The organism is Pseudomonas asuensis (genome assembly GCF_014646755.1).
Taxonomy (GTDB): domain Bacteria; phylum Pseudomonadota; class Gammaproteobacteria; order Pseudomonadales; family Pseudomonadaceae; genus Chryseomonas; species Chryseomonas asuensis.
This window is the reverse complement of the sequence record NZ_BMNW01000017.1, coordinates 13669-39432: the sequence shown is the minus strand read 5'-3', so window position 1 is coordinate 39432 and position 25764 is coordinate 13669. Positions and strand designations below refer to the sequence as shown.

Genomic DNA, 25764 nt, shown 5'->3' with positions numbered 1-25764 from the left:
GGCGTGCGTGGTCGTGGCGCGTTTGTGTAGAACTTGAGCCATGGATCCTCCTCCGATAGAGGTCTATACCATAAACCCTTTCTCCCTGGGACCAAACAACTAGGCGGTGTTCCTTACTTCAAGCACGGCTACGGCTGTGCCGTTAAATTACCTACAGGCACAATAGACTTTGATTTTGGAAAACGCGGCGAGATTGATGGTTTTGACGAATGGCGGCTCATTCGCTTTGCTGGCTTAAAACTGTTCGAGTATGGTTTTCCGAGTGAGGATTCACTTAAGGAATGTTTTAAAGCAGAGGTGACAGCAGGCTCGCTAGTGTACTCAGGGCATATCCTCTACTACATCACGGATGCCACGTGACTAGATGATCAAACCGCTAACTCTTTCACTGGGTCCTGTACAGACCTGTCCTTGACTTAATCGCCATGTCTCATAGCCGAGGCCGCAGAGTGTTAAAGATCCGAATCGATCTTCCAGTATTCTCATCCGAGACCGAGTTCTACGGACTTGTCAGCGGTATGATGGAGATTACCAATCTCCCGCAGCCACAGACTCACTTTCCATGGCCAGAGGGGGTATACGCATGTGCTGCTCGCTATCTAACACCACAGAATTCACTTGTTTGGTCTATAAACTCTTGGGATCTTCCGGGGGCCTCCCATCTAATCAGCATGTACAGGATCGTCTGCTCAGGACAGACAGAAGCGCATGAAGTCGGGATTCTCCTCGGTGACATCCCCGGCTTGGAATTTGGCTTACATTCTTTAGAGCGAAGGTGACCCCGATGATACCTGCCTGTGCTGCAAAGGACGTCGGCTTGTCTGAACCCGGCAAGTCGGATGCCGTATGGGATAACTTGCACCATTAGAAACCTTTAAGGTGTCCTGCAGAAAGTAGCTACCGTCTCAAAAAGCCACCAGCTAGCTAAGATTTTTAATATCAGCTATTTGGCTCTATACATTGCATTGCCTTGGCCGACTCAAGTCGCTCATAACGGCGCTCGAAATCTTCAGCTAACTGCTCCAATGTGACGCTCCTCAAGCGCTCGTTCAGCAGAGCCTGCGCGGCATCAAACGCATCCGTTAGCACAGTGTTTACAGCTTGCTCAACCAGACACTCGGGATGATCGGTAGACAAACCGATAGCGAAAAGTGAGGACGATCCCAAAGCCAAATGGATATCGAGGAGCGTTATTTCGCCGAGCGGTTTTGCCAGCGACCACCCACCACGATGCCCCTTCTCTGACCGGACATAACCCTGCTCCTTAAGCAGTGCCATGGTTCTACGTACCACTACAGGATTGGTACCTAGCATCTGGGCGAGGCTGTCAGAGGTCGCGGGCAGATCGTGACGGGCCATGTGGATCAACACATGCAGCATACGTGACAAGCGCGTGTCGTTTCTCATAGATAGAAGTCCTGAGACAGGCCGTGCAGTATAGCTCGAAACAGTAAAAGTTACGAGAGTCTTGACAGCTACTACTCATGTAACTTACGTTGTTTCTAGAAATTTGATTGAGTTGATTTTGCAGAGGTGGGTCATGACTTACGACGTAATCATTATTGGTGGCAGCTATGCTGGCATGTCTGCCGGTATGCAACTGGCGAGAGCGCGATGTACCGTATTGGTGATTGATGCAGGTCAGCGCCGCAATCGATTCGCAAAAGCGTCCCACGGGTTTCTCGGTCAGGACGGCCGTAGCCCTGATGTCATTGCCGAACAAGCACGCGGGCAGCTCCTGGCTTACCCCTCTGTACGGTGGCATAAGCAAACAGCTATCGAAGCGAGGAGCGATGGCGAGGGGTTTAAGGTGACAACAGGCAATGGCGAGACTTTTAGCGCCCTGCGCCTGATCTTGGCTACCGGTGTGACTGATGAATTGCCCAACATCCCTGGGCTCGCGGAACGTTGGGGACAACAGGTATTTCATTGTCCTTATTGCCACGGCTATGAACTGAACGGCGGAGCAATTGGGGTATTAGCCGCCTCGCCCCTTGCCATCCACCATGCCTTGATACTGCCCGATTGGGGACCAACAACGCTCTTTCTTAATAGAGTATTCGAACCGGATGCTGAGCAGCTGGTCAAGCTGGAAGGTCGCCGGGTCGTGCTGGAACGCGAGCCAGTCGTGTCGATTAGCGGCGAGGGCGAGCAAGTCGAAGTGGCTCTGGCAAGCGGTCGGGTGGTCAAGCTTGCAGGTTTGTTTACCCAACCACGCACGCATCTAGCGAGCCCACTCGTGGCACAACTTGGCTGCGCTCTCGAAAGCGGCCCCACCGGCGAATTCATCAGAGTGGATCTAATGCGCGAAACCAGCGTGCCCGGCGTGTTTGCCTGTGGTGATACAGCATTAGCCGCTGGTAATGTCGCTATCGCTGTAGGCGATGGGGCCCGCACAGGTGTCGCAGCCCATCAGTCGCTGCTTTTTCGCTGAACACTGATACTCGAAATAGCCTGCCTGTCACGTTTAATCGCTTCCGTCCTACTGCGGTCCTTAGCTCTTGAGGCGCTCTGCCTTAAACGGCACGGTTCCAGCAGACTTTGTACAGGACCGAGCCTTGCAAGTGGTCGATAGCTGCTTCCCAAGAATTCTCGATTAGATCAGTGGCTTGGAATCAGCCAATAGTTAGTATTATTCAGGTCTAATAGCATAGACTTCATGTGTCCGAGCTGGTCCACACGTATCCAGCTCGATTCTTTAATCCCTATGCAGCGCTAGTCTCAACAACAACGTTTGCCGCCTGCTCTGCATCCATGCCCATACTCCACGCCTGCTGCATCTTGAACAGCAGAGCCTCTACAATGGCTGATGCATCTGAGTGGCCTACATCCAAAGCAGCGGCGACCTGTTCAGCTACAGCTTCTTCCCACTCAAAATATTCATTCATCCTGATTTCCTCGTGGCACAGGAAAGAGTGCAAGCCTTCGGCCTTGTCAGCCGCAGCCACTTTCTCCACAGGAACTACCCGAATCACCAACGCCTCCGGCGCAAGTGGGTCCCGTGTCGCTCAAAATCGTCAGCGTGGCAGGTGTTGTCATATCAGCACCACTGCTGTTTAAGGCGCTACTAGACCGAGCGGCGTAGCTGCTAGCGCGGAATGCGCTCTTGTGCTGCCCTGCTGCAGGCCGAGCTGAGACCTTTAGGGTTACTGGCTCCTCCTCTTGATCAGCTACGTGACGAGCCAACCCAGCGCCAGCAAAAGGCTAACCATGAGAAGAGCAATCATTGGATTGATGGAAGCGTATAGGCCCAGCATATGGCCTACGCCCCAGATCAAGCTCAAGGCGGCGATGTGGATGATGACAAGCTGTTTCGTATTCATGGGAGAGGTCCTAAAAGTGGCAGACACTTTTACTCTCTCACGAGACTTCGGTTATGCAAGGGCGCGAAGCGCAGCAGAAAGAGCACTAGAGCACATGGGACAGGTAGAGGCGCCCGTTACAATTAGCAAGATTTATCGCTTTCCGAGCCAGTACGAACCCTCATAACAGCGCTAAGGGTGTTATTGAGTCGATGGCTCAGGCTGGTGGTTGATAAGGATGAGAGGTTATTGAGGCATCACGGCCGCAAGACCTTGAAGATGGTTGATTAAGGATGAATGACTAGCATGTGTAGTTATAAAAGTCTGCTCAAGGGCCTGTCTCTGACAGTAGTGTTCGCGTTCATGGCAGGCTGTAAGGACCATGACTACTCCAAGTACGTGGGTACTTGGAAAACAGTAAATGATGATGTAGCAAAGACTTTGGTCCTGAGAGAGGAAGGCGACAAGTTACGCGCTACTGAAACCATTGATGAATACGGTCCAGGTCTAGGCTGGGACGTGGATATATACCTGACTGCTCAAACTGATGACGTGCTGGTCGAGACCAGCGATGGAGAGATTACTCCCAAGCTGGAAATGCAGAAAGACGGCACATCGCTAAGTCACTTCAGGTCCATTGACGCCATCTTTAAGAAAGTAAACTGATTTCAGTGCATTCGCTTGATCATGAAGGGCCTTTTCTATTGGCCATTCTGATCAAGACATCCGCATGGCAGGCCTCATCCAGACGACACCAACAGGCCAGAGCCTTTCCGCGCAGCTCTGTTATGTCCAGGGTACCCGCCGCCAGCTGTTGATCAAGATATGCAGAAAACAGTGCTATGGCCTCCTCACGGCCATGCTCAGCAACACTGAAGGGGTTTCCCCACTTGCCCGGTCTGGCAACACGTACAGCGCCCTCCGGCAAACGCCAGCCTTTGGTACGGCGTAGCTGTATACGTGCAGGCAGTTCATTCATGATTACTTTCTAGTAGCTCCAATTGAACAGCAGTACCCAGCGCATATTGATTAGCGCAGTAATGGCGGTTATGGCCGACTATTCAAGAGGCACGATGCGCTCACATTTAACACGTTCGGCTCGGTTTTGCTGGGTGCGTGCCTGATAGCTACAGGAGGCCAGATCAAAAAGTCCATTTCTGGTAAACCCAATGTTTTCATCAGCACCCGCCTGCCAAGGGCAGACGGGTGGCGAATATAGCCAGCCTTCTGTTAGGTCATTGCCTTTGCACGGTTAGTGATAACACTGGAACGGCAACCACTTTATTGCTGCGTGATACTTGCGCTATTTGCCATACCGTTTTGAACAAGCCTGGCCTCGTTATAAATACCGCTCTGCTGCACCGTGACAACACCAAGCAACCCGCTCTGTAACACCTCAAGGTTACTGCTGCTTGTATTGTCCTGGCGGGCGGTAACGTCAAGCTCATCACCATGTTGGGTAATGGTCATTCTGCTTGGGAGGCTAAGTTCATTGCTGACCTGAAAGACATCGATGCTGTTATTTGAGCCAATTACATCCGTTAAGAGACTAGAGGCAAAAACACCGCTTTGACGCTCCTGCCGGACGTTTACGCTATTAGAATTCCCATCCTGGTAAGCCTCCAAACGGGATGCACCATTCTGATCGATAGTAAGTCGGTTATCACCGCCGTATATGGAGGCAATCGCATCAGGAGCCAAACTTTCACCTTCATTTCGTTGAAGCGCTTCAACAGTATTGCCGCTACCTTCCTGTCTTGCCCTAATGTACGCTCCTGTACCACTTTGCTCCACAACAGTAGTGTTGGCGTTACCAACCTGGATGGCGCCTACGCTGTTATCCATTGACAGGGTACCTGGGAGCGTCGATACCGAGATCCTATTATTGTCACCGTAAGAGGCAAGACTTGCGTAGTTCAGGTAACCATCCTGCATGACAGCATGTTCATTGTTATCTCCGGATTGCAGGCTTTGTGTGTAATTCTGGATTCCACCCTGAGTCACCTCCGACAGGTTTCCACTACCTACCTGGCTGATAGCCCCACCATTAGCAGCTGTGTAGCTTTCACTACCTGGCTGTTGCTGAACCATTGCCTGATTGGCTGTCCCATTTTGATCGATTTGTATGTTCCCCTCTCCAAATCCAGTCTGAAGGGCAGTCGCCCGGTTCCCGGTCCCTACCTGGCTTGTCTCGATGGTGTCATATCGGCCGCCTTCCTGACGCTGCAAGGAATAGTTGCCCGATCCTGCCTGGGTAAGCGACGACTTGAGCCCTGTCCCATCCTGATATTGCTCTGCAATATTGTTATCTGCGTGGATAGCAACGGAGGCCAATAGCAACGTTATCCCTATCGAAAGTGCTGAACGTTTCATAGAAAACTCCATAAATGCTCATAGATAAGCCGAGCTTTTCGGCCAAGAGGAGCACCGGCACTCACGCAGCCTGACCTCGCTTTTGTAAACGTCTGCCGGGACCGTCATCCAGACATGGCGGTGGCTTGAAGCATAGTGGATATTTTGGGAATGACCTTTCACTTTAAATAGGTGACAAGTGCGGCAACGTCCGTCTTAGGGAAGCCGGCAGGCGCTATTTGCACTCGGCAGCCTGTCAGTGCATGTAGCCTCGGACTACCGCTCTCTACTGAAAAACAGGCCTGCCAGATCGCCAGTTTCTATCAAGCATGCAGGTTGGATGGCGATCAATGCCTCATCCATATCAGACTTGGCTGTAGACCTCTCTAGCAGATCCGGGGGTCGCCTTGCTGATATCAAACCGCTCCTGCATGGCGTCATAACAGGATTAAAGCGGGCATCAGCTCCTGTCCGACGTTTCTCCTCGACCAGCTGGTAGGCCTCGGTATCAAGGCCGCCGCATAGATCGATCAAAAGGCCTTCATGGCGGTAGAAATAGTATTCGCCCGTCTACCCCGTTTTCAGGGCGTCCCCACAGCATTCACATGATCGGATAGGCATGGATCGCTCAATTTTGCTGACTCAATCAAACCTGACATGCAAAACCTGCGATGCAAGTGGCTACCCGCGCCCGCGCTGCAGTCGGATCAGCTGCTATATCCTTCAATGTTTAAAGAGCCTAACCAAGATTGCAACGGGGGTTACAAGAAAGAAAGCCATCCATCCAAATACAGCACTGCCATAAAGTGCAAGATCCACCTTTGACGTCGAGAATCTGAAAAGACGGGTATCCTGACTCTCGAATAATCTCCAGAAACCGACAAAGAGAAGCGCCATGAACAGAGCTGAAATGATCAGTGCAACTCTGTCCTTGATGGCTAGTCTAGGTTTCGCAATTAAACCCGTTGATCGCATCCACACGTAGCGCCAACTAATGTAGCAGTAGAAGGGAATTGAGTAGACGAGGATGGAATTACACAGCAACGTTACCTGGTAAAAGTGTGAGGCCCTTGACCACCGCTCAGTTGGAAAAAGCAGTTGCTGAAGCATAACGAAGTGTCTTAGGACATTATGTCTGTCTAGTACCGCGTCGCTGGCACAGATGGCAATAAGTGCGGAAAGTCCCCATAAACTCAACACGGCCACAAGAGAGAATACGATTTTGCGGTCTTTGAACAGGACGTCCTTGAACACGATGGATACCAGTAGCTAGGTTAGTGTGGGCATAATAGTAATTAGACCACAAGAGGCCAGCCATGCAGGAAGACAGGGAAAAGTTAATCGCCATGCTCGACGCACGAGTACAGCATGAAACTCGATGGCTCAGACGCATTCCCCTGCTAATAGGAGTACTCGCTGCCGTCATTTCCTGCTACGGCTACCTCATGTCCTGTTGGACGGTCATGACTGTCGCGCTTTTACACTCACTATTAGAGTCACTGCACAGGCCTTGCTCTGGTTTCGAGCTGTGGGATTTAAACAAGCGCCAGTGGCACTTCAGAACACATTCTTCCATTCCTAAATAATTGTACAACCATCAGATCAGCGACTCTTGGTTATATCTCAGGAATCTTAGTCAGAAAGTCGATACATGCGTATCTGCTCCAAAACCTGTTTCAAAGGAGCACTTACCTTTCTGGTGGCTTACATGAACCGCACTGCCTCGCTTCGCCTACGAGACCTGTTAGTAAAAAAATAACTTAATGAAATTTCCGGGATTCGTTGACCACTACAAAGCTACCCGATTCAACCTTGGGCATCATTGCGTGGTTTATTTATAGAACCTGAGCATGGCAACGGAAAGCAGCGCTTTCCCTATCAAGTAAACCTGGCTGAGCGACAAGACCTGAGGGGACCGGTAACAGGGCTGACTTTCAGCCAGGAGTATTTTTATTAAGGTTGGGCAGACCTAGGTCGATAACTAAATAGTGACACCCATTTCAATTGCTTCCTGTGTAACAAAGCAATGGATGCTGATGGATTCAGCCCTGCCATCCGAAGAGGCAGCAGGAGAGTAATCTTTTAAGATTACTGCCCTGTTACCTTTTAATATCACCATAAACAGCTATTGGCTGAGTCACCGATGCTACTTGGCCCCAGTGAGCTCCTTTTCGGAAAGCTCCTTGATCATGCTTACGGTCAGGTACAACCTTGGCGCAATACTAGAAAGGTCAATGTACTCTTCAGGCGAATGTAGCCCAGCGCCTACGACGCCCATGGTTTCAAGAATGGCAGGCTTACTTTCACCGGGTACATAGGCATACCCGGCATCAGTTCCAAATCTCATCGCCACCGGCTCCAGAGTATGTCCAATAGCTGAATAAAGACCCTTGGCTCGCTCGGCAAGCTGCTCTGAGCCTGGGTTTCTTACTAAGGGGGGCCGGCCTTTATCGATACGAAAGCTAACCTCGGTATCCGGTATTAGCTTTTCCTGGATAAGCCTGGTGCCTTCCGAAAGGACACGGTCGTATTCGGAAAGATCCGAATAGCGCATATCACCTTCAGCAACTGCCGACGCAGGAATAATATTTCGCTTATCGCCTCCGTTGGCAATGGTCCAGTTTACTGTGGTGCCTTTAGCCGGATTTCCTAGATCCTTGAGTCTGACAAGCTGATGCCCCAACTCAATTACAGCGTTTCGACCCTCCTCGGGAGCTGAACCTGCGTGAGAGGCTCTACCCTTCACTGAGAGGTGTACAGCATTGATACCGTTGGTGGCTACGGTAACCGCTTCCTTATCTGGCGGTTCATAGGAAAAGACGTAGTCGTGCTTTTGCGCTAGCTCTGCAATAATGGCCTTCGATCCAGCGGAGCCTGTTTCCTCATCTGGATTGAATAGAACAGTAATGGTCCCAAACTGTTTGAAGTCCTGCTCTTTGAGCAGCTGTAGCGAATGCAGGATCATCGCTACGCCACCTTTAGCATCAGCTACCCCAGGTCCATAGGCACGCGCCTCATCCGCTCGAAATGGGCGCTTAGCGGCCGTGCCAGGGGCAAATACAGTGTCGTAATGCACCATGAGCAGAAATCTTGCCTTACCACTACCTTTGATCGTCCCAACAATATTGCCGCCTACCGACGGGCTGGCTGGGGTTACGCTAACCTCTGCGCCCAACGACTTAAGACGATCAACCAGTATCGATCGATACCAACTGCTCAAGCGTTTTCAGGTAACTGGATTTCTGTGCTTCGGCTTGATCAAGTATCTCTTTGGATGTCGGATCAGCCGCTAGTGTCATTAGCGGGGCGAAAGAGAACATCAAAACAGCAGCGATTTTTAATGGTTGTCCAAGCATGGGAGGCACGCCCTGAGTTAGATAGCTACTGACTACGGATGCATCCTAGGGGGATTAAGTTCACTGGACGGATACGATAGCTAGAGGCTGCTCAGTATAGAGCTTCCTGAAACTGAGCTATTATCCAGTTGATCAAGCCCGACATAAAGCACATAACCTTTCAACAGTATTTACGCAGTGTCTGGTAGCCACAGGAGGCCAAGTCAAATGCTCTTCCAAATGGTCCAGATTTCGACTGTCGAATCCATCGGTACTACGGCCTCGTGGCAGGCAGATAAGCGCCATTATCATAACGGTAGCAAGGCATATTAAATGACGGCTGTTACCAAGCGCATGCGCCCGAAATACAGCATATCCTCCTCAAGCTTCTCCGGAAGGGGAATTCACCACCTGCCTAAGATTTCAAACGTCCTGTAAGGGCGCGCATTCGTTGAAAGACACGCTGGAAAGATGTGCGTAAAGAAATCACGTGCAATTGGATGTAGATCCAGTGCCGGTAACCACCTGAGTCATTGGACCTGCACGCCAAGTGCCGAAAGCAGCAGACTCTTGATCTGCCACTGATACAAGCTCTTCAAGCTGTATTCGTCTGATCAATCTCGACTGACAAGAAGACTGCTGCAAGCGGAAGCACTACCTTAATATCCGCTACTTCCCTCGCCCCCTGTTACAATTGCAATGCCGGAGCTGGTGCCCAGCCGCGTAGCACCCGCTTCAATCATCGCCATGGCAGTAGTGACATCCCGCACACCACCTGATGCTTTTACTCCCACATCAGGCCCTACTACTTTTCGCATCAGAATCACATCGTCGACAGTGGCTCCGCTACGATTAAAGCCTGTAGAGGTTTTAACAAATGCTACCCCCAGGTCACGGCAGATTTCGCAGGCTCGTATCTTTTGCGCTTCGTCGAGCAGACAGGTTTCCAGGATGACCTTCAAAGGCACCTTGCCGCAGGCCTTTAGCACCGCATCGATATCATCACGTACAGCCTCGTACAGACCGTCCTTAAGCCAGCCGATGTTAAGTACCATGTCGATCTCCCCAGCACCTGCGGTAATTGCCTGTACAGCCTCGTACGCCTTGCTGGCACTCAGCGAGGCTCCCAGGGGAAAACCAACCACGGCGCAGATCTTCACTTCAGTTATAGCCAGTTGCTCAACAGCATAAGGAACATGCGCAGAGTTGATACAGACCGAATAGAATCCGTGTGCTCGGGCTTCAGCACAAAGCGTATCAATCTGGGCGCGAGTGGCATCTGCAGCCAATAACGTATGGTCGATGAGTTTAGCCAGTTCAGCGGGAGCGAGGGGGTTCATCTGCCAGTTCCTGTCCTTAAGTAAAGAGACGCAGGCATTTAGCCATACGTTATTAATTTAACAATCAGTGTTATATTTATAACATCAATGACGAGTTTCCGGAACGCCTGTGGACGCTAAAAAGACAGATCGAATCAAGCTTATCCAGCAAGCCCTGCAAGACCAGAAGGCGATCCATCTCCGTGAGATGGCTTCTCTTCTTGAAGTCTCCGAGATGACCCTGCGGCGTGACCTGATGAGGCATCCCGATCAACTCCGCCTGCTCGGTGGCTATATCACCCGCGCTCGAGACGATCTGGAACCAGGCGACTACCGAGTCAGCGAACAAGACACTCGCCACGTTGAAGAAAAGCGGCGCATCGGCAAGCTCGCTGCCAGCTTTATCCAGCCTGGGGATACCGTATTCTTTGACTGTGGTACAACCATCCCTTTCGTCGTCGATTTTCTTCCTGACGATCTTGAGTTCACAGCCGTGTGCAATTCCTTGAATGTGCTGCTTAAGCTCCAGCTAAAGCCCCGATGCAATATCGTCTTGTGTGGCGGCACCTTCCACCGTAAGAATCAGGTCTTTGAAAGCCATGCGGAAGCCAGCATTCTGGACGGGGTGCGCCTGAGTTGGGCCTTTGTATCAGCAGCCGGTGTAAGCCTGGATTTTGGTGTCACCTGTTTTAATTTTCATGAGGTGGAGGTCAAGAAGAAGGTGATACGTCAAGCCCAGCAACGCCTGCTGCTGGCTGACCACTCCAAATTCGATGCAGTTCGCACCGCCCATTTTGGCGCGCTGAGCGACTTCCATTACGTCGTGAGCGACAAGAAGATTCCGCGCGCCTACCGTGAGGCAATTGAGGCCGGAGGCGCGCAGTTGGTAATCTAGGGCACTCAAGGTTGAAATGCACTCCGCTCAGCAGGGCTCAAATAACCGGTGTTAAGCCTGAACTCTGCATGAGCTCCCGGTTCGAGGCGGCGCACGTTGCCTTTAGCCAATTCTGCTTTGTAGCCCTCGGGTTCACAGGTGGCAGGCAGGACAAACGCCGCCACCTGTTGGTCAGAGTTATGCAGTATCCAACGCGCAGCATGATTAAATTGTTGTGGGTTGTAACTGGTATAAAACGCTGCGCCGTCAGGATGCTCAAGAAAAAAGTGGGCGTGACTGCGGTCGTCACTGGGTACATCCTCAAAAAAGCAGACCACCTCCGGATCGTACAGCGCTGGAGAGTCAAGCACCTGCAGGCGTGCGGGGTCAGCCGTTAGCTCAGCCATGTAAGCGGTCCAGGCAGGCGTCGGGCGTACATGGGCGGGTACGCTTGCCCGGACCCGTGTGCGGCCGCAGCCGAGCGGCTCAAACAGGCGCCCACCTTCAACATAGGCGTAATTCATGTGCGCCATGTACATCAGTTCCATAGGCCTGCCCGCCAGGTTGAGCACATGCATGCCGATCCCGAACAGGCCGCTATCCGGACGTAAGGTCACGCTGGGGGTGGCCCGGTAATGATCACCAAAGCCTTGTACATATTCGTATTCACCTGCCAAACGCAGGTAGGTGCCCTGCTCATCCTCACCCACCTCAAGCCAGGCACTGTCCATTGGCGCGCAGGGCATCTCGCCATGCAGCGCGTGATCATCCTCGGGGGCTGGGCATCCGTTGCGCAGCAGGCCACTATGGAACATGAAGCAGCCATAGGTGCCGATCACACTTGAACTCGGCCGCGGCTGATGAAACATGTTGTGCATGGTCAGCGTCTGGCCGTCGAATTCGGCCGTCCAGATCATTTGCCCTTGCCACGGCAGGACCACCAATCGCCCACGACTGTTCTCAAGCGAGAGAGCCCTGACCCCGCTGGGGTAAGTCCAGGCATGTGCGCTGAATTTGTTTGATTTGAGGAGTAGCCGAGAGGTCTCTCCCCAAAGCGCAGGGTACAGTGGCAGGTGCATGTGTTGATCACTCATGATGTCACCACCTTGGCGCCACTGACCAGAACACGCGGCTTACGCAGGCAGTACAAGGCGTAGGCGACGATCACGACAAAGCATAGCAGCGGTACGCTATAGGCAATCTGCATGTTCCCACCATTGGCATCGCTTAACAAACCCTGGAAGATCGGCAGCACACCGCCGCCAACAATGCTCATTACCAACAGCGAGCCGCCAACACTGGTGTCCTCGCCAAGACCATCAATGGTCAGGCCATAGATGGTTGGCCAGCAGGGACCAAGAAACACACTAACACCTACAGCGGCATACACTGCCGTGATATTTGGCACCAGAACGGTATAGGCCAGTAACGCGATACTTAAAACGCCATACAAGGCCAGGACCCTGGCCGGATGCATCTTGCGCATCAGCAGGTTGGCAATCATCTTTCCCACGAAATATGCAGCGAAGGTAATCAATAAAAACCAGGAGGCGCTGCGCTCATTCATGCCGCCCATTTGCATGGCCAGGCGTATGGTAAAACTCCATACACCTACTTGTGCGCCTACGTACAAGAACTGCGCCAGCACCCCAAGACAAAAGCGTGGGTTACGGCGCAGTCGGCCAAGGCTTTGGATGATACTGGTTTTCGCTGCAGTTGCCTGGCCGTTCCCTTTACAGGCAGGAAAGCGGGTAACGGCAATTAAAATAAACATTAGGGCAAGAACCGCAATCATCCATTTATACGGCAACAGGGTCGACTGGATCATTTGCAGTTGCTGCACGGCTGCCTCAGTGGCACTCATCTGAATCAGCTGCTCGTGTGTTGCATCAGTCTCCTTGAACATCACAAAGCTGCCGACATATACCCCTGCCATCGCGCCGAAGGGATGAAAGGTTTGCGAGATATTGAGTCGCCGTGTGCCGGACTCGCGCGGTCCCATTAGAGTCGAATAGGTATTGCACGCGGTTTCCAGAAATGACAGGCCAGCAGCAATCACAAACAGCGCTATCAGGAACATACCGTACTTGGCGGTAGAGGCGGCGGGGAAAAACAGAGTGCAACCCAGCATGTAAAGCATAAGGCCTATCAGGATGGTAGTCTTATAGCTAAAGCGTCTTACTACCAGCGCTGCTGGAATGGCAACAAAGAAATATCCAAGGTAAAACGCTGATTGAACGAAGGCGGTCTGAAAGTCACTGAGCAGAAACGCTTTCTTGAAATGGGCAATGAGGACGTCGTTCATGCTCGCTGCTGCGGCCCATAGGGCAAAAATGCAGCACAGCAGCAGAAAGGCAAACCAGGGAGTACGATTCAGATAGAATCCGTCCGGGGTTTGTTGCAATGCAGGCTTGTTCATTATTGTTCTCCGCAAAATGCACAGGTAATCGTTGGGAAATCGTTAGGATCCAGTCTTAAGAGCTGCAACAAAGCGCGCAAACGTCGTAGCATCTGGATAGGAGGACTGAGTACCCAGGCCTGTCACTGAACAGGCCGAATAGGCCACGGCCTGTTCCATTGCCTTCCGAATGTTGCCATCCTGGCTCCAATGGTGGGCAAAGCAGCCAATGAAGGCATCGCCTGCACCGCTAGTGTCACGTGCCTGTACCTTGTGCCCATCAACCCTCCACTCGCCCTCCTCCCCTACATAAAGAGCGCCCTGTTCGCCCAGGGTAACAATGACGTGGCGCACGCCTTCGGCGACCAGACTGCGTGCAGCTTGAGCAGCAGCCTGGGGCGAATTCACGGGCTTCTCACTCAGCAGGGCCAGCTCGCTTTCATTAGGAATTAGAAAGCTCAGCTGGCTCAGGTGTTTACGACTCAGTCCTGCTACAGCCGGGGCTGGGTTGAGCAGTACAGGAATGGCATGTCGATGCGCGAAGTCGATGGCGTGATACACGCTTGGCAAATTGATCTCCAACTGCAACACGATCAAGGCGCAGTTACGCAATATTGCTTCGGCGCGATCAATATCAGCTGCCTCCAAATGCGCATTTGCACCTTTAACGATCAGGATGCTGTTATGCGAGTTCTCTTGAACAAAAATGGGTGCTACACCGCTTGAAACACCAGGCACACGCTCAACAAACCGGGTATCGATCCCCAGGCGCTTGAAGTTAGCCAATGTGGTGTCAGCGAATGCATCATCACCCACCTTACTGACCATCAACACGTCAGCGCCAAGCAGTGCAGCGGCAGCCGCCTGATTAGCGCCCTTGCCTCCACACCCCATGGCAAAGCGCGGTGCTTCGAGTGTCTCACCCTGCTCGGGCATTCGATCGACATAAGTGATCAGGTCGACCATGTTGCTGCCAATGACTGCGATCTTGCTCATTGTTCTTATGACCTCAACCGTCCCGGCGGACTTACCAGGGCATCTATCTTTTGTTATTTAAATAACATTTTTTGTGATTATTCAATCTTTATTTGCAAAGCTCGTTAGAGCAGAATGAGATAGCCCTGCATCGGCCGAACCGGGAATAGCCTGCACATCCAGGCTACGGCGGTCAGCGTGAATAACCACATTTATCAACCGATGCACTCGGTCGAATTCCATAGTTAAATGAACTACAGTGTGATAAACGGCGCTTACCAGGCATGTGGCTTCGCTGGTGGGTGCTCAAAACCTGGTCGAGTGGTACGCGGTGAGAATGGGCAACCCTGCTGCACAGATCAGGCGAGCCAACCTGAGACATGCAGAGCTCAGCCGCCGTAGGGGCCAACATAAAGCCCCCTTGCGGATTCAAAGCTGCAGACTGACATCAGTCTCTATTGGATAGGAGTGAACCTGTCTCATCGAGCGCCAGGCGGCCGGGTTGTAACGCTCAGGCCGCATACAGGTAGCATGCTTGCCTTTCATAGCAGAAGCTTGTGGAGACGAACTCTTGGCGGCTCAGCGGTAGCATTAATAAAAAGATCCATGTTGCTTACTTTCAGCTACTTACCCTTCGATAACCGACCGCCGGCCCCAGGTCAATGGCGCTTCTCATGAGTGGCCCAACCAGGTGGCGTGCAATACTGTAAAGAACCACATCCTGAGAAAAGCGGCATTACTATGCCTGCGTACCGTCGAAAGCCACACTTAAGAGGATATCTCCTTGATAAATTGCGCCCTAGAGCGTTTATATATGCATTGAAATGCTGACTTGGTTTAGAACGCCTAATAACGCGTCCTTGAATCTCAGCCTAGCTATGTTTACGGCAGTCGGATGTTGCTAAAGCTTTAGAAAGACTGGCTACCGCAGGTCAAGCTTCTATTGATCATAACTGCACGAATAGCTAAATGCTTACACGGTACTCTATTGCGCCTTCAGTAAAGCCCGTAATCTACTCCCATCAACTGCAGCACAGGATGTGCTCAGAGAGATCAAGGATGATTGATCGTCGCCTGGATGGCACTCGACAGGACGTTGAGTATGATCAACAAGAACCCGCTTCGGCGGGTTTTTTGTTGCCTGTAAGCAAAGCGAGTCTGATTAATTAACGGTAGCTCCTGAAGAGACTTAGAGTAGAGGCCTCTGGCTGTAGTATCTGGTAATGAGATGCTTTACCCCTAACGGACCAGCAACAAGATTTATTGCCCGCACTCTTAAGACGTGCCTCAAGAGTAGGCTACCTCGCATTGGGAGTCGGGGATGCTCTGGATCCTGTATCAGGACCAATCCATCCATGACGGCTCTGTGTTACGCAACATGGTAATAGCACTGTTTGAGCACTGGTCAAAGGATCCTACTGAAATTACGCCCCCGATTCAGGAGCATCTGGAAATCTGCCGTTACTACGGTGGATTAAGCAGCGCTTCGTATGAAACGCTACTCGAGAAAATAAAGCTCAGGTAATGTGAGATCGCCTAGCGCATTCAGCCACCCCCATTGCGCCTGCAGGCTAGAAGAACATAGCTCCTTCGCTAGGCATTAGCACCTTCTGGATGCAGTCTCGCTATTGACGATGTAATCGTACGGTATAGCTGATAAGCGCATGGCCATTCGGCCATGTAGCACGCCATACCTGATACTCACGTTCTGATGAGTACACATCGAGCTTTAGAGTAAAAGGAGGCGATCATGGACAGGCAATAACGGATTGCCTGAACAGATGCCTCCTTTAACCTGCAAAGGCTCCAGGCGTGTATGTCACGGTCAGGTAGTAGCTGCTCATTATTCCCTACCAAGCCTGAGAGCAGGGCTGCCTTACGAATCTATGCAGGAAATAAATGCGGTTAACGGCTCTAACGACGCAAGTGCAATTGGATGACTCTTTACGCTTGCAATGTGAGGCTGGATTGATCCCGACAGATGTACCACGGGATCAATCCAGTAGAGGTTGTACTTACATATCAAAGGCGGATGGAAGCACAATCATGTCGCGGATAGTGACATTACGTGGTCGCGTCAGTATGTACATGACAGCATCTGCAACTTCCTTGGGTTCGATGATACTGCCGCTTTCCTTGGCTTTTCTGAGGTTCTCCTCCGGCCAGTCAGCCAGCAGGGCGCTCAGAACAGGACCGGGAGAAACCGCCGAGACACGAATACCATGTTTGTTGACCTGACGCCGTACAGTCTGGACAAAGCAGTTGACCGCCCATTTGGACGCAGCATAGACAGGCTCCCAGGATACGGGGAAATGCCCTGCAACTGACCCGGTTACCACGATATCTCCGGTGCCGCGCTCAATCATATGAGGGAGCACATCGTGGACATTTTTCATTACTGCATTGACGTTGAGGTTGAGCATGCGATCGATGCCTGCCGAGTTTGCTTCCAACAGATCCCCACCGATATAGCTACCCGCATTGGCATAGAAAATATCCAGCTGCCCTGCCTTTTCCAGAACACCTGGCAAAAGCGAGGCGCAACTCTCCGGGTTGAGCAGATCAATGACTAGAGGAATCGCTGAGTCGCCTAGCCTGTCACAAGCTTTTCTCAACCCCTCCTCGTCTCGATCGATTAGAACTACACGGGCGCCTGCGCTAATCATTGCCTCGACGCTAGCCAAGCCAATACCAGATGCCGCCCCGGTCACCGCAGCGACTTTGCCATCTAACTCGTTTGCCATTGTATTTATCCTTGTTTTTAGCAGCAGCCTTGCAGGACAAGGCGATTTTTATTGTTGATCGGTCTGGCGTAACCAATGTCTTGTCGATGCGCAGAACCGAGACGCCACAGCCGTAGTGCTTAGCATGCCTGGCATCACCTCCTTGCAAAGAGATGTCAAGCTTGTACCAAACACAATGTTAACGTTTACATAGAGGGGCAGAAAAATCCAAAATCATGGCATATGCGTATCGCTACCCATGAATGTTAACGTCAACATTAATCGAACCTAGCATGAGCTCTACAGGTTGACAAGTAGCGCTCTGTTCACGGCACGGACTTGATAAGGTCTCCTGTCGCAAGCGCTACAGACATTCAGTTGGCGCCTGGCTAGTTGTAGATTGTCTTGGAAGCCTTACGAAACCAAGAGAGCATTCAGCGCGGGGCACAGGCAGTGATGACGTATGCCCCGAGCGCCTCCTTTCTACATCCAGCAGCGGACTCAGGCTCGCCAGACACTTCCCTCTCCGGTCAAGTCTTCAGCTCGCCTTTGATGATTTGATCCACTGGCTGGTACTCGGGATTATCAATTTTGCGCAACAGCATGTTGACTGCATTGAGCCCTACCTGAAAGGTATCATGGCTCACACAGGGAATCGGATCACCATACAGGTCCGCGTAAGGTACGTGGTCTATGCTGAAAAGCCCGATATCCGTCCGACTGAACCCATGCTGACGCATCGCCTCAAGGCTGCCCAGAGTGATAAGGATATTCAATCCAAAGATGGCGTCTGGTCGTTTGCCACTGGCCAAATAGGTACTGACGGCGTCAAGTGCGGGCTCTCGGGTATAGTCACCATACAATACATCCAATTGGGTAGGATCCGGACATTCCCCCAGTGCGCGGCGGATCCCCTTGAGCCGGGAAAGGGTGATATTGGATCGCTCCGGCCCTCCCACCACCAGAATATGCCGATGCCCTTGGTTCAAGAGGGTACGGGCGCCCTGATAACCGCTCTCCTCGTTTTCCAGATAAACGCCTGCAAAGGGAGCACCGCTTAGCTTGCGATCGATCTGGACAACCGGGATTCTGGTCATCTCAAGCTTGGGCAAATAGGCTGGCTGGTAGTCATCATCATCAGAGATAACTGACAAGATGATTCCTGATACCTGGTAGCTCAGAAGTGTATCGACTGCGCGAGCTTCCAGTTCTGGAGAGCCATCGGTATCAAAAAGCAGCAGCGAGTAATTTTTCTTTTTGGCCTCACGGGTAATAGCCTTGATAATTTCCCCATAGAACGGGTTATCCAGGCTAGCCGTGATCAGGCCAATCAAGCGGCTCTCGCGGCTCTTCAGGTGACGCGCAAAGGCATTGGGCACATAGTTGAGTTCGCGAGCAACCTCAAGGATCTGGGCAAGCGTTTCCTTTTTTACTTTTTCCGGCTGGTTCAATGCACGTGAGACGGTAACGGTCGTCATGTTCACGCGTCTTGCGATATCAGTAATAGTCGCTTTGCCTGGCTTTGTCATGGATTACCCTGTTACTGCGCGAACTTACGCATTATATCAATATTAGCGGACCGCCTAGTGGTCACGACATTCGTCTTGACGAGCTATTGCAAAGCAAAATTGCACATGCTAGGTTCGATAAATGTACACGTTAACATTTACGACTGGACTGGGTTATTTAGTCATAGCGACTAGGTCTCCTCCAGATAGAGTTATCTAGCTCCGAGTAGAAATGTAAACGTCTACATTTTGCCGTATAACAATAACCAAAGGTAAACCCATGAAGACTTCCAAGAATAACAAACTGGTCTCTCTCCTCCTGGGCGCCTGCTGCACGGCAGCGCTGATCCCATTGGCAAAGGCAGACACGCTCAAGATTGGCCTGTCTCTTCAGGAGCTGAACAATCCCTACTTCGTGACCATGAAGGAATCGCTGGAGCAGGCTGCGAAAACCATTGGCGCCGAGGTGATTGTTACTGATGCTCACCATGACGTATCCAAGCAGATCAACGATGTCGAAGACATGTTGCAGCGTGGCATCAACATCCTTCTCCTGAATCCCGCAGACTCTGTTGGGGTTCAGTCAGCTGTCATCTCAGCCCACAAGGCAGGCGTTGTAACCGTTGCGATTGATGCCCAGGCTGAAGGCCCGTTGGACTCCTTTGTCGGGTCCAAAAACTATGATGCTGGTTACATGGCCTGTAAGTACATGACTGAAAAACTAGGCGGCAAAGGTGAAGTCGCCATTTTGGATGGTATTCCTGTTGTACCGATTCTTGAACGCGTGCGTGGCTGTAATGATGCCGTCAAGGAATTCAAGGACGTCAAGATTGTTGCCAAGCAGAATGGCAAGCAGGAACGGGATATGGCGATGACCGTAACCGAGAACATGCTGCAGGCCAACCCTAATCTGGCAGGCATATTCAGTGTTAACGACACTGGAGCACTGGGTGCATTGACAGCCATTGAATCCAGCGGCATGGATATCAAGCTGGTAAGCGTCGATGGTGCGCCCGAAGCCATCAAGGCCATCCAGAAAGCAAACTCCAAGTTTATTGCCACCAGTGCTCAATACCCACGGGACCAGGTTCGTCTAGGTCTGGGTATAGCTCTTGCCAAGCACTGGGGGTCCAAGGTTCCAGCCGCAGTCCCGGTTGATGTGTCTTTGATCGATAGAGAAAAAGCGGCCGGCTTTAGCTGGTAGGCCTCTTCTGATCGCCCCGTCTGCAGATGGCAGCTACAGGCGCGGTTAAACGATCCTAAAGGTACATAACCATGTCCAGTCTCCTTACGCTCGACCATATCTCAAAATCTTTTCCTGGCGTTAAAGCGCTGACCGATATCAGCCTGCAGCTTCGCGAAGGAGAAATTCATGCCCTGCTTGGTGAGAACGGTGCAGGCAAGTCGACGCTCATGAAGATCCTGTGCGGCATTTACTCGCCTGATGCCGGATCGATTGCCATCGACGGTAAAGAGCAGCACTTTCATACCTACCATGATGCCATCAAGGCTGGCGTCGGGATCATCTTTCAGGAGTTCAGTCTGATTCCCTATCTTACGGCCACCGAAAACATCTTTCTTGGCCGTGAGATAACCAATCGGTTTGGGATGCTGGATAGCACATCGATGAGCAAGAAAGCCGAGGCGCTTTTCCAACGTCTTGGCGTCACTATTGATCTGACCGAGCCGGTTAGCCATCTCAGCGTTGCCGAGCAGCAGTTTGTCGAGATCGCCAAGGCACTGTCACTGGAGGCCCGAATTCTGGTACTGGACGAGCCTACAGCCACCCTCACGCCCAGCGAAGCCGACCATTTGTTCAACATCATGCGTGAGCTTAAATCGCAAGGTGTTGGCATGATTTTCATCTCCCATCATATGGATGAGATCTATGAGATCTGCGATCGGATAACCGTACTTCGGGACGGGTGCCTGGTGGGGGAATGCGAGGTCAGATCTACTGATGTGGATGACCTGGTGGAAATGATGGTTGGCCGCAAGATCGAAAACAACTTTCCGCCCAAAGCGCTGCACACTACAAGCGAGGTTGTGATTGACGTTCGCGCCATACAGTTGACTCGAGAGGCACCGGTCAACAGCTTTACCCTGCACCGAGGCGAGATTCTTGGATTTGCAGGTCTGGTTGGCTCTGGACGTACAAAACTTGCGTTGGGGCTGCTTGGCGCAACGCCGGTCCATCGTAAGGACGTGCTGGTCAACGGCCGTGCCGAAAGCCTCAAGTCACCTGCGGATGCCCTTAATTGCGGAATAGGATTGCTACCGGAAAGCCGCAAGACGGAAGGGCTGGTCCTGCCCTTCTCCATCCGCGAAAACATCACGCTTAACAACCTGGCCAAGCATTGCGACGTAGGTTTCATCATCAACCGTAGCCATGAAGGCCAGGTGGTTGATGACCTGATGCGCAAGGTAAGGGTCAAGGCCCCTGACCATGAGTGTCCGGTGGGTAACCTCAGCGGTGGCAATCAGCAAAAAGTAGTCATTGCACGCTGGCTCAATCACAACTGCAAGGTATTGATTTTTGATGAGCCCACACGGGGTATAGATGTAGGTGCCAAGGCCGAGATCTATCGCTTGATGCGAGCTCTCACCAACCAGGGCATCTCCATCATCATGATCTCATCGGAATTGCCCGAAGTGGTTGGGGTAAGCGACCGGGTGGCTGTGTTCAGGCAGGGACGCATAGTGAAAACCCTGGCAGGCGATGCGGTGGATTCCAGCAATATCATTCGTTATGCAACGGGAGGGGCATGAAATGGGCAATGTCACCGAGACCAAAGTCCAGGGCCAGGGGAGCTTAAAGATGAACGCGCAACTTGGCAGGTGGCGCAAGTCGCCGGTTTTTTATCCTCTGATTGGCTTTATTGTGATCTTTGTTGTCATGGCCCTAGTCAATGACAACTTCCTTACCGCCAACAACCTCAGCAACGTCGCGCGCCAGGTCTCGATCATTGCCATCATTGCGGTTGGCATGACCTGTGCGATTCTCACCGGCGGCATTGATCTCTCGGTGGGGCCTGTCATGGCGCTTTCCGGCACCCTTACCGCAGGCCTTATGATCGCCGGCTTTCCGGTTGAACTGGCAGTTCTGGCCGGGCTGCTGGTTGGCGCCCTGTTTGGGGCGGGTAATGGCCTGTTTGTCGCCTATGCCAAAATGCCGCCAATCATTGTGACATTGGCAACCATGGGTATTGCCCGTGGCCTGGCCCTGATCTACACGGGAGGCTATCCCATCTCTGGTTTACCCGAGGGGTTCGCCTTTCTGGGACGCGGAGAGATCTTTGGCCTTCAGCTACCGATCCTTGTCATGCTGGTGGTCTATATCCTTGCATTCATCCTGCTCAACAAGACCCCGATTGGTCGATACATCTACGCCATTGGTGGCAACGAAGAGGCTGCGCGCCTGAGCGGTGTCCGCGTTTCACGCTACAAGCTTTTGGTCTACACCTTGAGTGGTCTTACCGCGGCGCTGGCGGGCATTGTCCTGACGTCACGCCTCATGAGTGGCCAGCCCAACGCCGGCGTTGGGTTTGAACTCGATGCAATTGCCGCAGTAGTGCTCGGCGGCACAGCCATTGCGGGTGGCCGAGGCGCCATTGTAGGAACACTTATCAGCGCCATGATGCTGGGCGTGCTGAACAATGGACTCAACCTGATGGGCGTACTGCCCTACGTCCAGAACGTTATCAAGGGCGGCATCATACTGTTGGCAATTTACATCAGTCGCAGCCGCGATAAATAACAACGCCTCTCTCATTGCGTATCGGCTCGCGTGCAGAGCCTGTGCTTCTTCAGGGACAACGGTCATGCAGTATGTAATCGGAGTGGATGTTGGTACACAAAGCACCAAAGCCTTGCTGATGTCTACCGAAGGTCGCCTTATCGCCCAGGCGTCTGCAGCCTACCGGGTCGACCAGCCCCGTCCGATGTGGGCGGAACAGTGGCCTGAGGTATGGCTGGAGGCCGTGTATGAGGCGACCGCGGCGGTGGTTGCCAAGGGCAGAGTGCCTGTTCATGAGATCGCCGCAATCTGTGTGAGCAGCCTTTATGGCGGCTCGGGTATACCCGTCGACGAGACTATTAAGCCGTTACATCCCTGTCTGATCTGGATGGACCGGCGCGCCCATGAGGAGGTCGACTGGGTCAGGCAGAATGTAGATATAGAAATGCTGCAGCGCATCACAGGCAATGGGGTGGACAGCTACTATGGCTACACCAAGATGCTGTGGCTCAAGCGCCATCGACCCGAGATCTGGGCAAGGACGCGTTATCTGCTGCCGCCAAACAGCTACGTCCACTATCACCTTACTGGGCAGTTGATTGTTGATCACTGCTCAGCCGGTAATATCGGGGGCATTTACGACATCGAGGCGCGCAGCTGGTCGCAGGCTTTGCTGGAGGCGCTTGGTATTGATCCCGCGCTAATGCCGTCTAGGCTGGTAGAGCCCAGTGAGGTAATTGGCCATCTCCTGCCTGAAGCTGCGCAGCGGCTAGGCCTGCAGGCAGGGACAAAAGTAGTGGCGGGCGGTATCGATGCGGCAATGGCAACGCTCGCCGCTGGTGTAATGGAACCTGGAAACCATGTCGCCATGATCGGTACCAGCATGTGCTGGGGATTCATCAATCAGTCAACGCATGCACGCAACGGGCTGGTCAGCATGCCCTATGTCTATAACGGACTAAAAGATCTCTACATATTTGGCGGAGCTATTACAGCCGGTGCATCCATCAGCTGGTTTCGTGACCAGTTCTGCGCCATGGAGAAGCAGGCAGCGGCCTTGCTTCCCGGAACAGACGTACACGAACTGATGGAGCTTGAGGCGGCCATGACCCCTGCGGGTGCCGAGGGGGTCGTGTTTCTGCCCTATCTGATGGGCGAGCGTAGTCCAATCTGGGATGCCAGAGCGACAGGTGCCTATGTTGGCCTGACCTTGTTTCATACCAAGGCCCATCTCTATCGTGCAGTTTTAGAAGGATTGGCCTTCGCGCTGCGCCACAACATGGAGTGTGGGCAGCAGGGTGCAGTCCGGCTTGATCCCGAACTGATCGTTGTGGGCGGGGCAGCTGCCTCGGACCTCTGGATGCAGATCATTGCCGATGTGACGGGATATCCCGTCATGACGATTGAGGAACAGGTAGAAGCACCGCTGGGAGGTGCGATACTCGCTGCGCTGGCGATAGGCGCAGTTGACAACCTGACACAGGCACGCCAGTGGCGAACGCTACGCGCCCGCGCGCAACCTGATCCTGCAAACAAGGCCATCTACGACCGCATGTTCGAGCAGTACTGTGCAATCTACCAGGCCCTGAAACCCTCCATGCATGCCTTGAGCAGACATTAGCCGCAACGCCGCCCGGTTAACCTGGGCCTGGCCGGTACAAAAGGACAAAGCAAATGAGCATATACCTAGGGGTTGATTGCGGCACACAGGGCACCAAGGTGGTGATTGTGGATCTGGACCAGGGACGCCTGTGTGGTGAGGGCTATGCACCACATGGGCTAATCAGCCATGCCAATGGCCGTCGCGAACAGGAGCCACAGGAGTGGATCGATGCGTTTCTTAGCGCTTACCGTCAGGCCTTGGAAACCTCAGCCATCAATGCCCGCGCTATTCGCGCTATAGGCGTATCCGGTCAGCAACACGGCCTGGTAGTGCTGGATGCCGAGCACAGGGTTATTCGACCTGCGAAGCTCTGGTGCGATACGGAAACTTCCCCACAAAATGCCGAGCTGCTTGCGCGGCTGGGCGGTGAACAGGGGGCAATGGAGCAGCTTGGACTAGTACCCGCTACAGGCTATACCCTCTCAAAGTTATTGTGGCTCAAAGAGCACGAACCGCATCATTTCTCCCATATCAACCATATCCTGCTTCCCCATGATTATCTCAATTATTGGCTTAGCGGTCGGAAAGCTGCTGAGTACGGTGATGCGTCCGGGACTGGCTATTTCGATATCCGCTCTCGCCGCTGGGCGCCACAGGTACTTGAGCTGATCGATACATCCGGCCGCCTGACACAGGCGCTGCCCTCCTTAATCGAGTCCCATGAGCCAGTTGGTCGAGTGCGCACTGAAATCGCCCGGGAGCTGGGCCTTGCCGATGACGTAATCGTCTCAAGCGGTGGCGGCGACAATATGATGGGCGCCATTGGTACAGGCAATATTAGAGAAGGCGTGGTCACCTTAAGCCTGGGCACCTCAGGCGCGTTGTATGCCTACTCCCGTTGTGCACCGCGTCAGCCTTCTTCGCTGGTGGCGCCCTTTTGCTCATCCACTAACGGCTGGCTACCCTTGATCTGCACCATGAACGTAACGGGTGCAGCCAACGCCGTACGTGCCATGTTTGACTTTGACCTGCCCCGCTTCAACGCAGAAGCCCAAGCGGCGCCCATCGGCTCTGATGGAATAAGCATGCTGCCGTTTCTGGGAGGCGAGCGAGTGCCAGCCTTGCCCGATGCAACCGGCAGTCTGCTTGGACTGAGCGCACACAATCTTCGTCCTGCCAACCTGTGTCGGGCGGTAATGGAAGGCGCGACCTTTGGCTTGCGCTATGGTCTGGATCTCCTGCGCAGCGCTGGCATCCGGAGCGAGGAGGTGCGCCTTATCGGCGGAGGGGCCAGGAGCGCAGTATGGAGGCAAATGGTAGCGGATGTGATGGATACCCGCGTCGTCTGCCCCCTGATAGGCGAAGCCGCTGCCCTGGGCGGGGCCATTCAGGCTGCCTGGTGCGATTTGAGCCGCACCAGCGCCTGTGAGGTATCGCTCGAATCGCTATGTGAGCGCCTCGTAGCGTTTGACGACACCGGAGCGATCCAGCCTGCGCCTGCTGCCGTTGCAGCTTATGAGCACGCTTACCAACGCTATGTAGGACAGGTAGATGCGATGTACCACCGGGCCTGATAGCCAAACCAGCATTGGCCGGTGCGCCTGGCAGGCGTGGGGCCAGAGATTGTGATGACACAACA

Annotated in this window: 21 protein-coding genes and 1 pseudogene; 10 read left to right on the top strand and 12 right to left on the bottom strand. The window is 52.8% G+C overall.

Features of this window, described 5'->3' with window-relative positions:
- The first annotated feature begins 33 nt into the window (after positions 1-33).
- Positions 34-360 carry a DUF6896 domain-containing protein gene (locus tag IEX86_RS22880; RefSeq protein WP_188868479.1) on the top strand — a complete coding sequence of 109 codons (327 nt, stop codon included), beginning with the start codon at positions 34-36 and terminating at the stop codon, positions 358-360.
- Between the two features lie 579 nt (positions 361-939).
- Here the strand turns inward: IEX86_RS22880 and IEX86_RS22875 are convergent.
- Positions 940-1407, bottom strand: coding sequence for an Rrf2 family transcriptional regulator (locus IEX86_RS22875; protein ID WP_188868478.1), 468 nt, complete (start codon positions 1405-1407; stop codon positions 940-942).
- A gap of 133 nt (positions 1408-1540) precedes the next feature.
- On the opposite strand from IEX86_RS22875, the gene IEX86_RS22870 reads away from it, so the two are divergent.
- Positions 1541-2434, top strand: coding sequence for an NAD(P)/FAD-dependent oxidoreductase (locus IEX86_RS22870; RefSeq protein ID WP_188868477.1), 894 nt, complete (start codon positions 1541-1543; stop codon positions 2432-2434).
- A gap of 271 nt (positions 2435-2705) precedes the next feature.
- Here IEX86_RS22870 and IEX86_RS22865 read toward each other — a convergent pair whose 3' ends face one another.
- Together IEX86_RS22865 and IEX86_RS22860 are read right to left on the bottom strand one after the other, a co-directional pair.
- Positions 2706-2888 (bottom strand): hypothetical protein, encoded by a 183-nt coding sequence (locus tag IEX86_RS22865; protein WP_188868482.1) that lies wholly within the window; start codon positions 2886-2888, stop codon positions 2706-2708.
- A gap of 282 nt (positions 2889-3170) precedes the next feature.
- Positions 3171-3323: a hypothetical protein gene (locus IEX86_RS22860; protein WP_188868476.1), complete on the bottom strand. Its 153-nt coding sequence runs from the start codon at positions 3321-3323 to the stop codon at positions 3171-3173.
- A 285-nt stretch (positions 3324-3608) separates the two neighbouring features.
- Between IEX86_RS22860 and IEX86_RS22855 the strand changes: the two genes are divergently transcribed.
- A complete protein-coding gene (locus tag IEX86_RS22855) occupies positions 3609-3968 on the top strand; it encodes a hypothetical protein (RefSeq protein WP_188868475.1) in 360 nt (119 codons plus the stop codon).
- A 19-nt stretch (positions 3969-3987) separates the two neighbouring features.
- Here the strand turns inward: IEX86_RS22855 and IEX86_RS22850 are convergent, their stop codons facing one another.
- From IEX86_RS22850 to deoC, 4 genes and pseudogenes are all read right to left on the bottom strand, one after another.
- Positions 3988-4281 (bottom strand): DUF4326 domain-containing protein, encoded by a 294-nt coding sequence (locus IEX86_RS22850; RefSeq protein WP_229685463.1) that lies wholly within the window; start codon positions 4279-4281, stop codon positions 3988-3990.
- A 302-nt stretch (positions 4282-4583) separates the two neighbouring features.
- Complete coding sequence (locus IEX86_RS22845) at positions 4584-5675, bottom strand: hypothetical protein (protein ID WP_188868474.1); 1092 nt, start codon at positions 5673-5675, stop codon at positions 4584-4586.
- A 2125-nt stretch (positions 5676-7800) separates the two neighbouring features.
- A pseudogene (locus IEX86_RS22840) lies at positions 7801-9010 on the bottom strand (M20/M25/M40 family metallo-hydrolase).
- A 638-nt stretch (positions 9011-9648) separates the two neighbouring features.
- Positions 9649-10329, bottom strand: coding sequence for a deoxyribose-phosphate aldolase (gene deoC / locus IEX86_RS22835; protein ID WP_188868473.1), 681 nt, complete (start codon positions 10327-10329; stop codon positions 9649-9651).
- Positions 10330-10438: 109 nt separating this feature from the next.
- Between deoC and deoR the strand changes: the two genes are divergently transcribed.
- Positions 10439-11203, top strand: a complete 765-nt coding sequence (gene deoR / locus IEX86_RS22830) for a DNA-binding transcriptional repressor DeoR (protein WP_188868472.1) — start codon at positions 10439-10441, stop codon at positions 11201-11203.
- A 5-nt stretch (positions 11204-11208) separates the two neighbouring features.
- On the opposite strand, the gene IEX86_RS22825 is transcribed toward deoR, so the two are convergent.
- Genes IEX86_RS22825 through rbsK form a run of 3 tightly spaced genes read right to left on the bottom strand, consistent with a single transcriptional unit; the run spans position 11209 to position 14576 of the window.
- Complete coding sequence (locus IEX86_RS22825) at positions 11209-12276, bottom strand: aldose 1-epimerase family protein (RefSeq protein WP_188868471.1); 1068 nt, start codon at positions 12274-12276, stop codon at positions 11209-11211.
- Positions 12273-13601 carry an L-fucose:H+ symporter permease gene (gene fucP, locus IEX86_RS22820; RefSeq protein ID WP_188868470.1) on the bottom strand — a complete coding sequence of 443 codons (1329 nt, stop codon included), beginning with the start codon at positions 13599-13601 and terminating at the stop codon, positions 12273-12275. Before fucP ends, IEX86_RS22825 begins: the two co-directional genes overlap by 4 nt.
- Before the next feature lie 42 nt (positions 13602-13643).
- On the bottom strand, positions 13644-14576 hold the full coding sequence (gene rbsK / locus IEX86_RS22815; protein WP_188868469.1) for a ribokinase: 933 nt from the start codon (positions 14574-14576) through the stop codon (positions 13644-13646).
- A 1300-nt stretch (positions 14577-15876) separates the two neighbouring features.
- Between rbsK and IEX86_RS22810 the strand changes: the two genes are divergently transcribed.
- The gene (locus IEX86_RS22810) at positions 15877-16080 is read left to right on the top strand and encodes a hypothetical protein (RefSeq protein WP_188868468.1); all 204 of its coding nucleotides are present in this window, start codon (positions 15877-15879) and stop codon (positions 16078-16080) included.
- A 490-nt stretch (positions 16081-16570) separates the two neighbouring features.
- Here the strand turns inward: IEX86_RS22810 and IEX86_RS22805 are convergent, their stop codons facing one another.
- Both IEX86_RS22805 and IEX86_RS22800 read right to left on the bottom strand, forming a co-directional pair.
- A complete protein-coding gene (locus IEX86_RS22805; RefSeq protein ID WP_188868467.1) occupies positions 16571-17299 on the bottom strand; it encodes an SDR family oxidoreductase in 729 nt (242 codons plus the stop codon).
- A 509-nt stretch (positions 17300-17808) separates the two neighbouring features.
- The gene (locus IEX86_RS22800; protein ID WP_188868466.1) at positions 17809-18807 is read right to left on the bottom strand and encodes a LacI family DNA-binding transcriptional regulator; all 999 of its coding nucleotides are present in this window, start codon (positions 18805-18807) and stop codon (positions 17809-17811) included.
- A 259-nt stretch (positions 18808-19066) separates the two neighbouring features.
- Between IEX86_RS22800 and IEX86_RS22795 the strand changes: the two genes are divergently transcribed.
- From IEX86_RS22795 to xylB, 5 genes are all read left to right on the top strand, one after another.
- Positions 19067-19990: an ABC transporter substrate-binding protein gene (locus tag IEX86_RS22795; RefSeq protein WP_188868465.1), complete on the top strand. Its 924-nt coding sequence runs from the start codon at positions 19067-19069 to the stop codon at positions 19988-19990.
- 71 nt (positions 19991-20061) lie between these two features.
- Complete coding sequence (locus tag IEX86_RS22790; protein WP_188868464.1) at positions 20062-21555, top strand: sugar ABC transporter ATP-binding protein; 1494 nt, start codon at positions 20062-20064, stop codon at positions 21553-21555.
- A gap of 49 nt (positions 21556-21604) precedes the next feature.
- A complete protein-coding gene (locus IEX86_RS22785; protein WP_188868463.1) occupies positions 21605-22543 on the top strand; it encodes an ABC transporter permease in 939 nt (312 codons plus the stop codon).
- Between the two features lie 64 nt (positions 22544-22607).
- Positions 22608-24143, top strand: coding sequence for an FGGY-family carbohydrate kinase (locus IEX86_RS22780; protein WP_188868462.1), 1536 nt, complete (start codon positions 22608-22610; stop codon positions 24141-24143).
- Between the two features lie 59 nt (positions 24144-24202).
- Entirely contained in the window at positions 24203-25699 is a 1497-nt protein-coding gene (xylB, locus tag IEX86_RS22775) for a xylulokinase (protein ID WP_188868480.1), read from the top strand.
- Positions 25700-25764 lie beyond the last annotated feature (65 nt).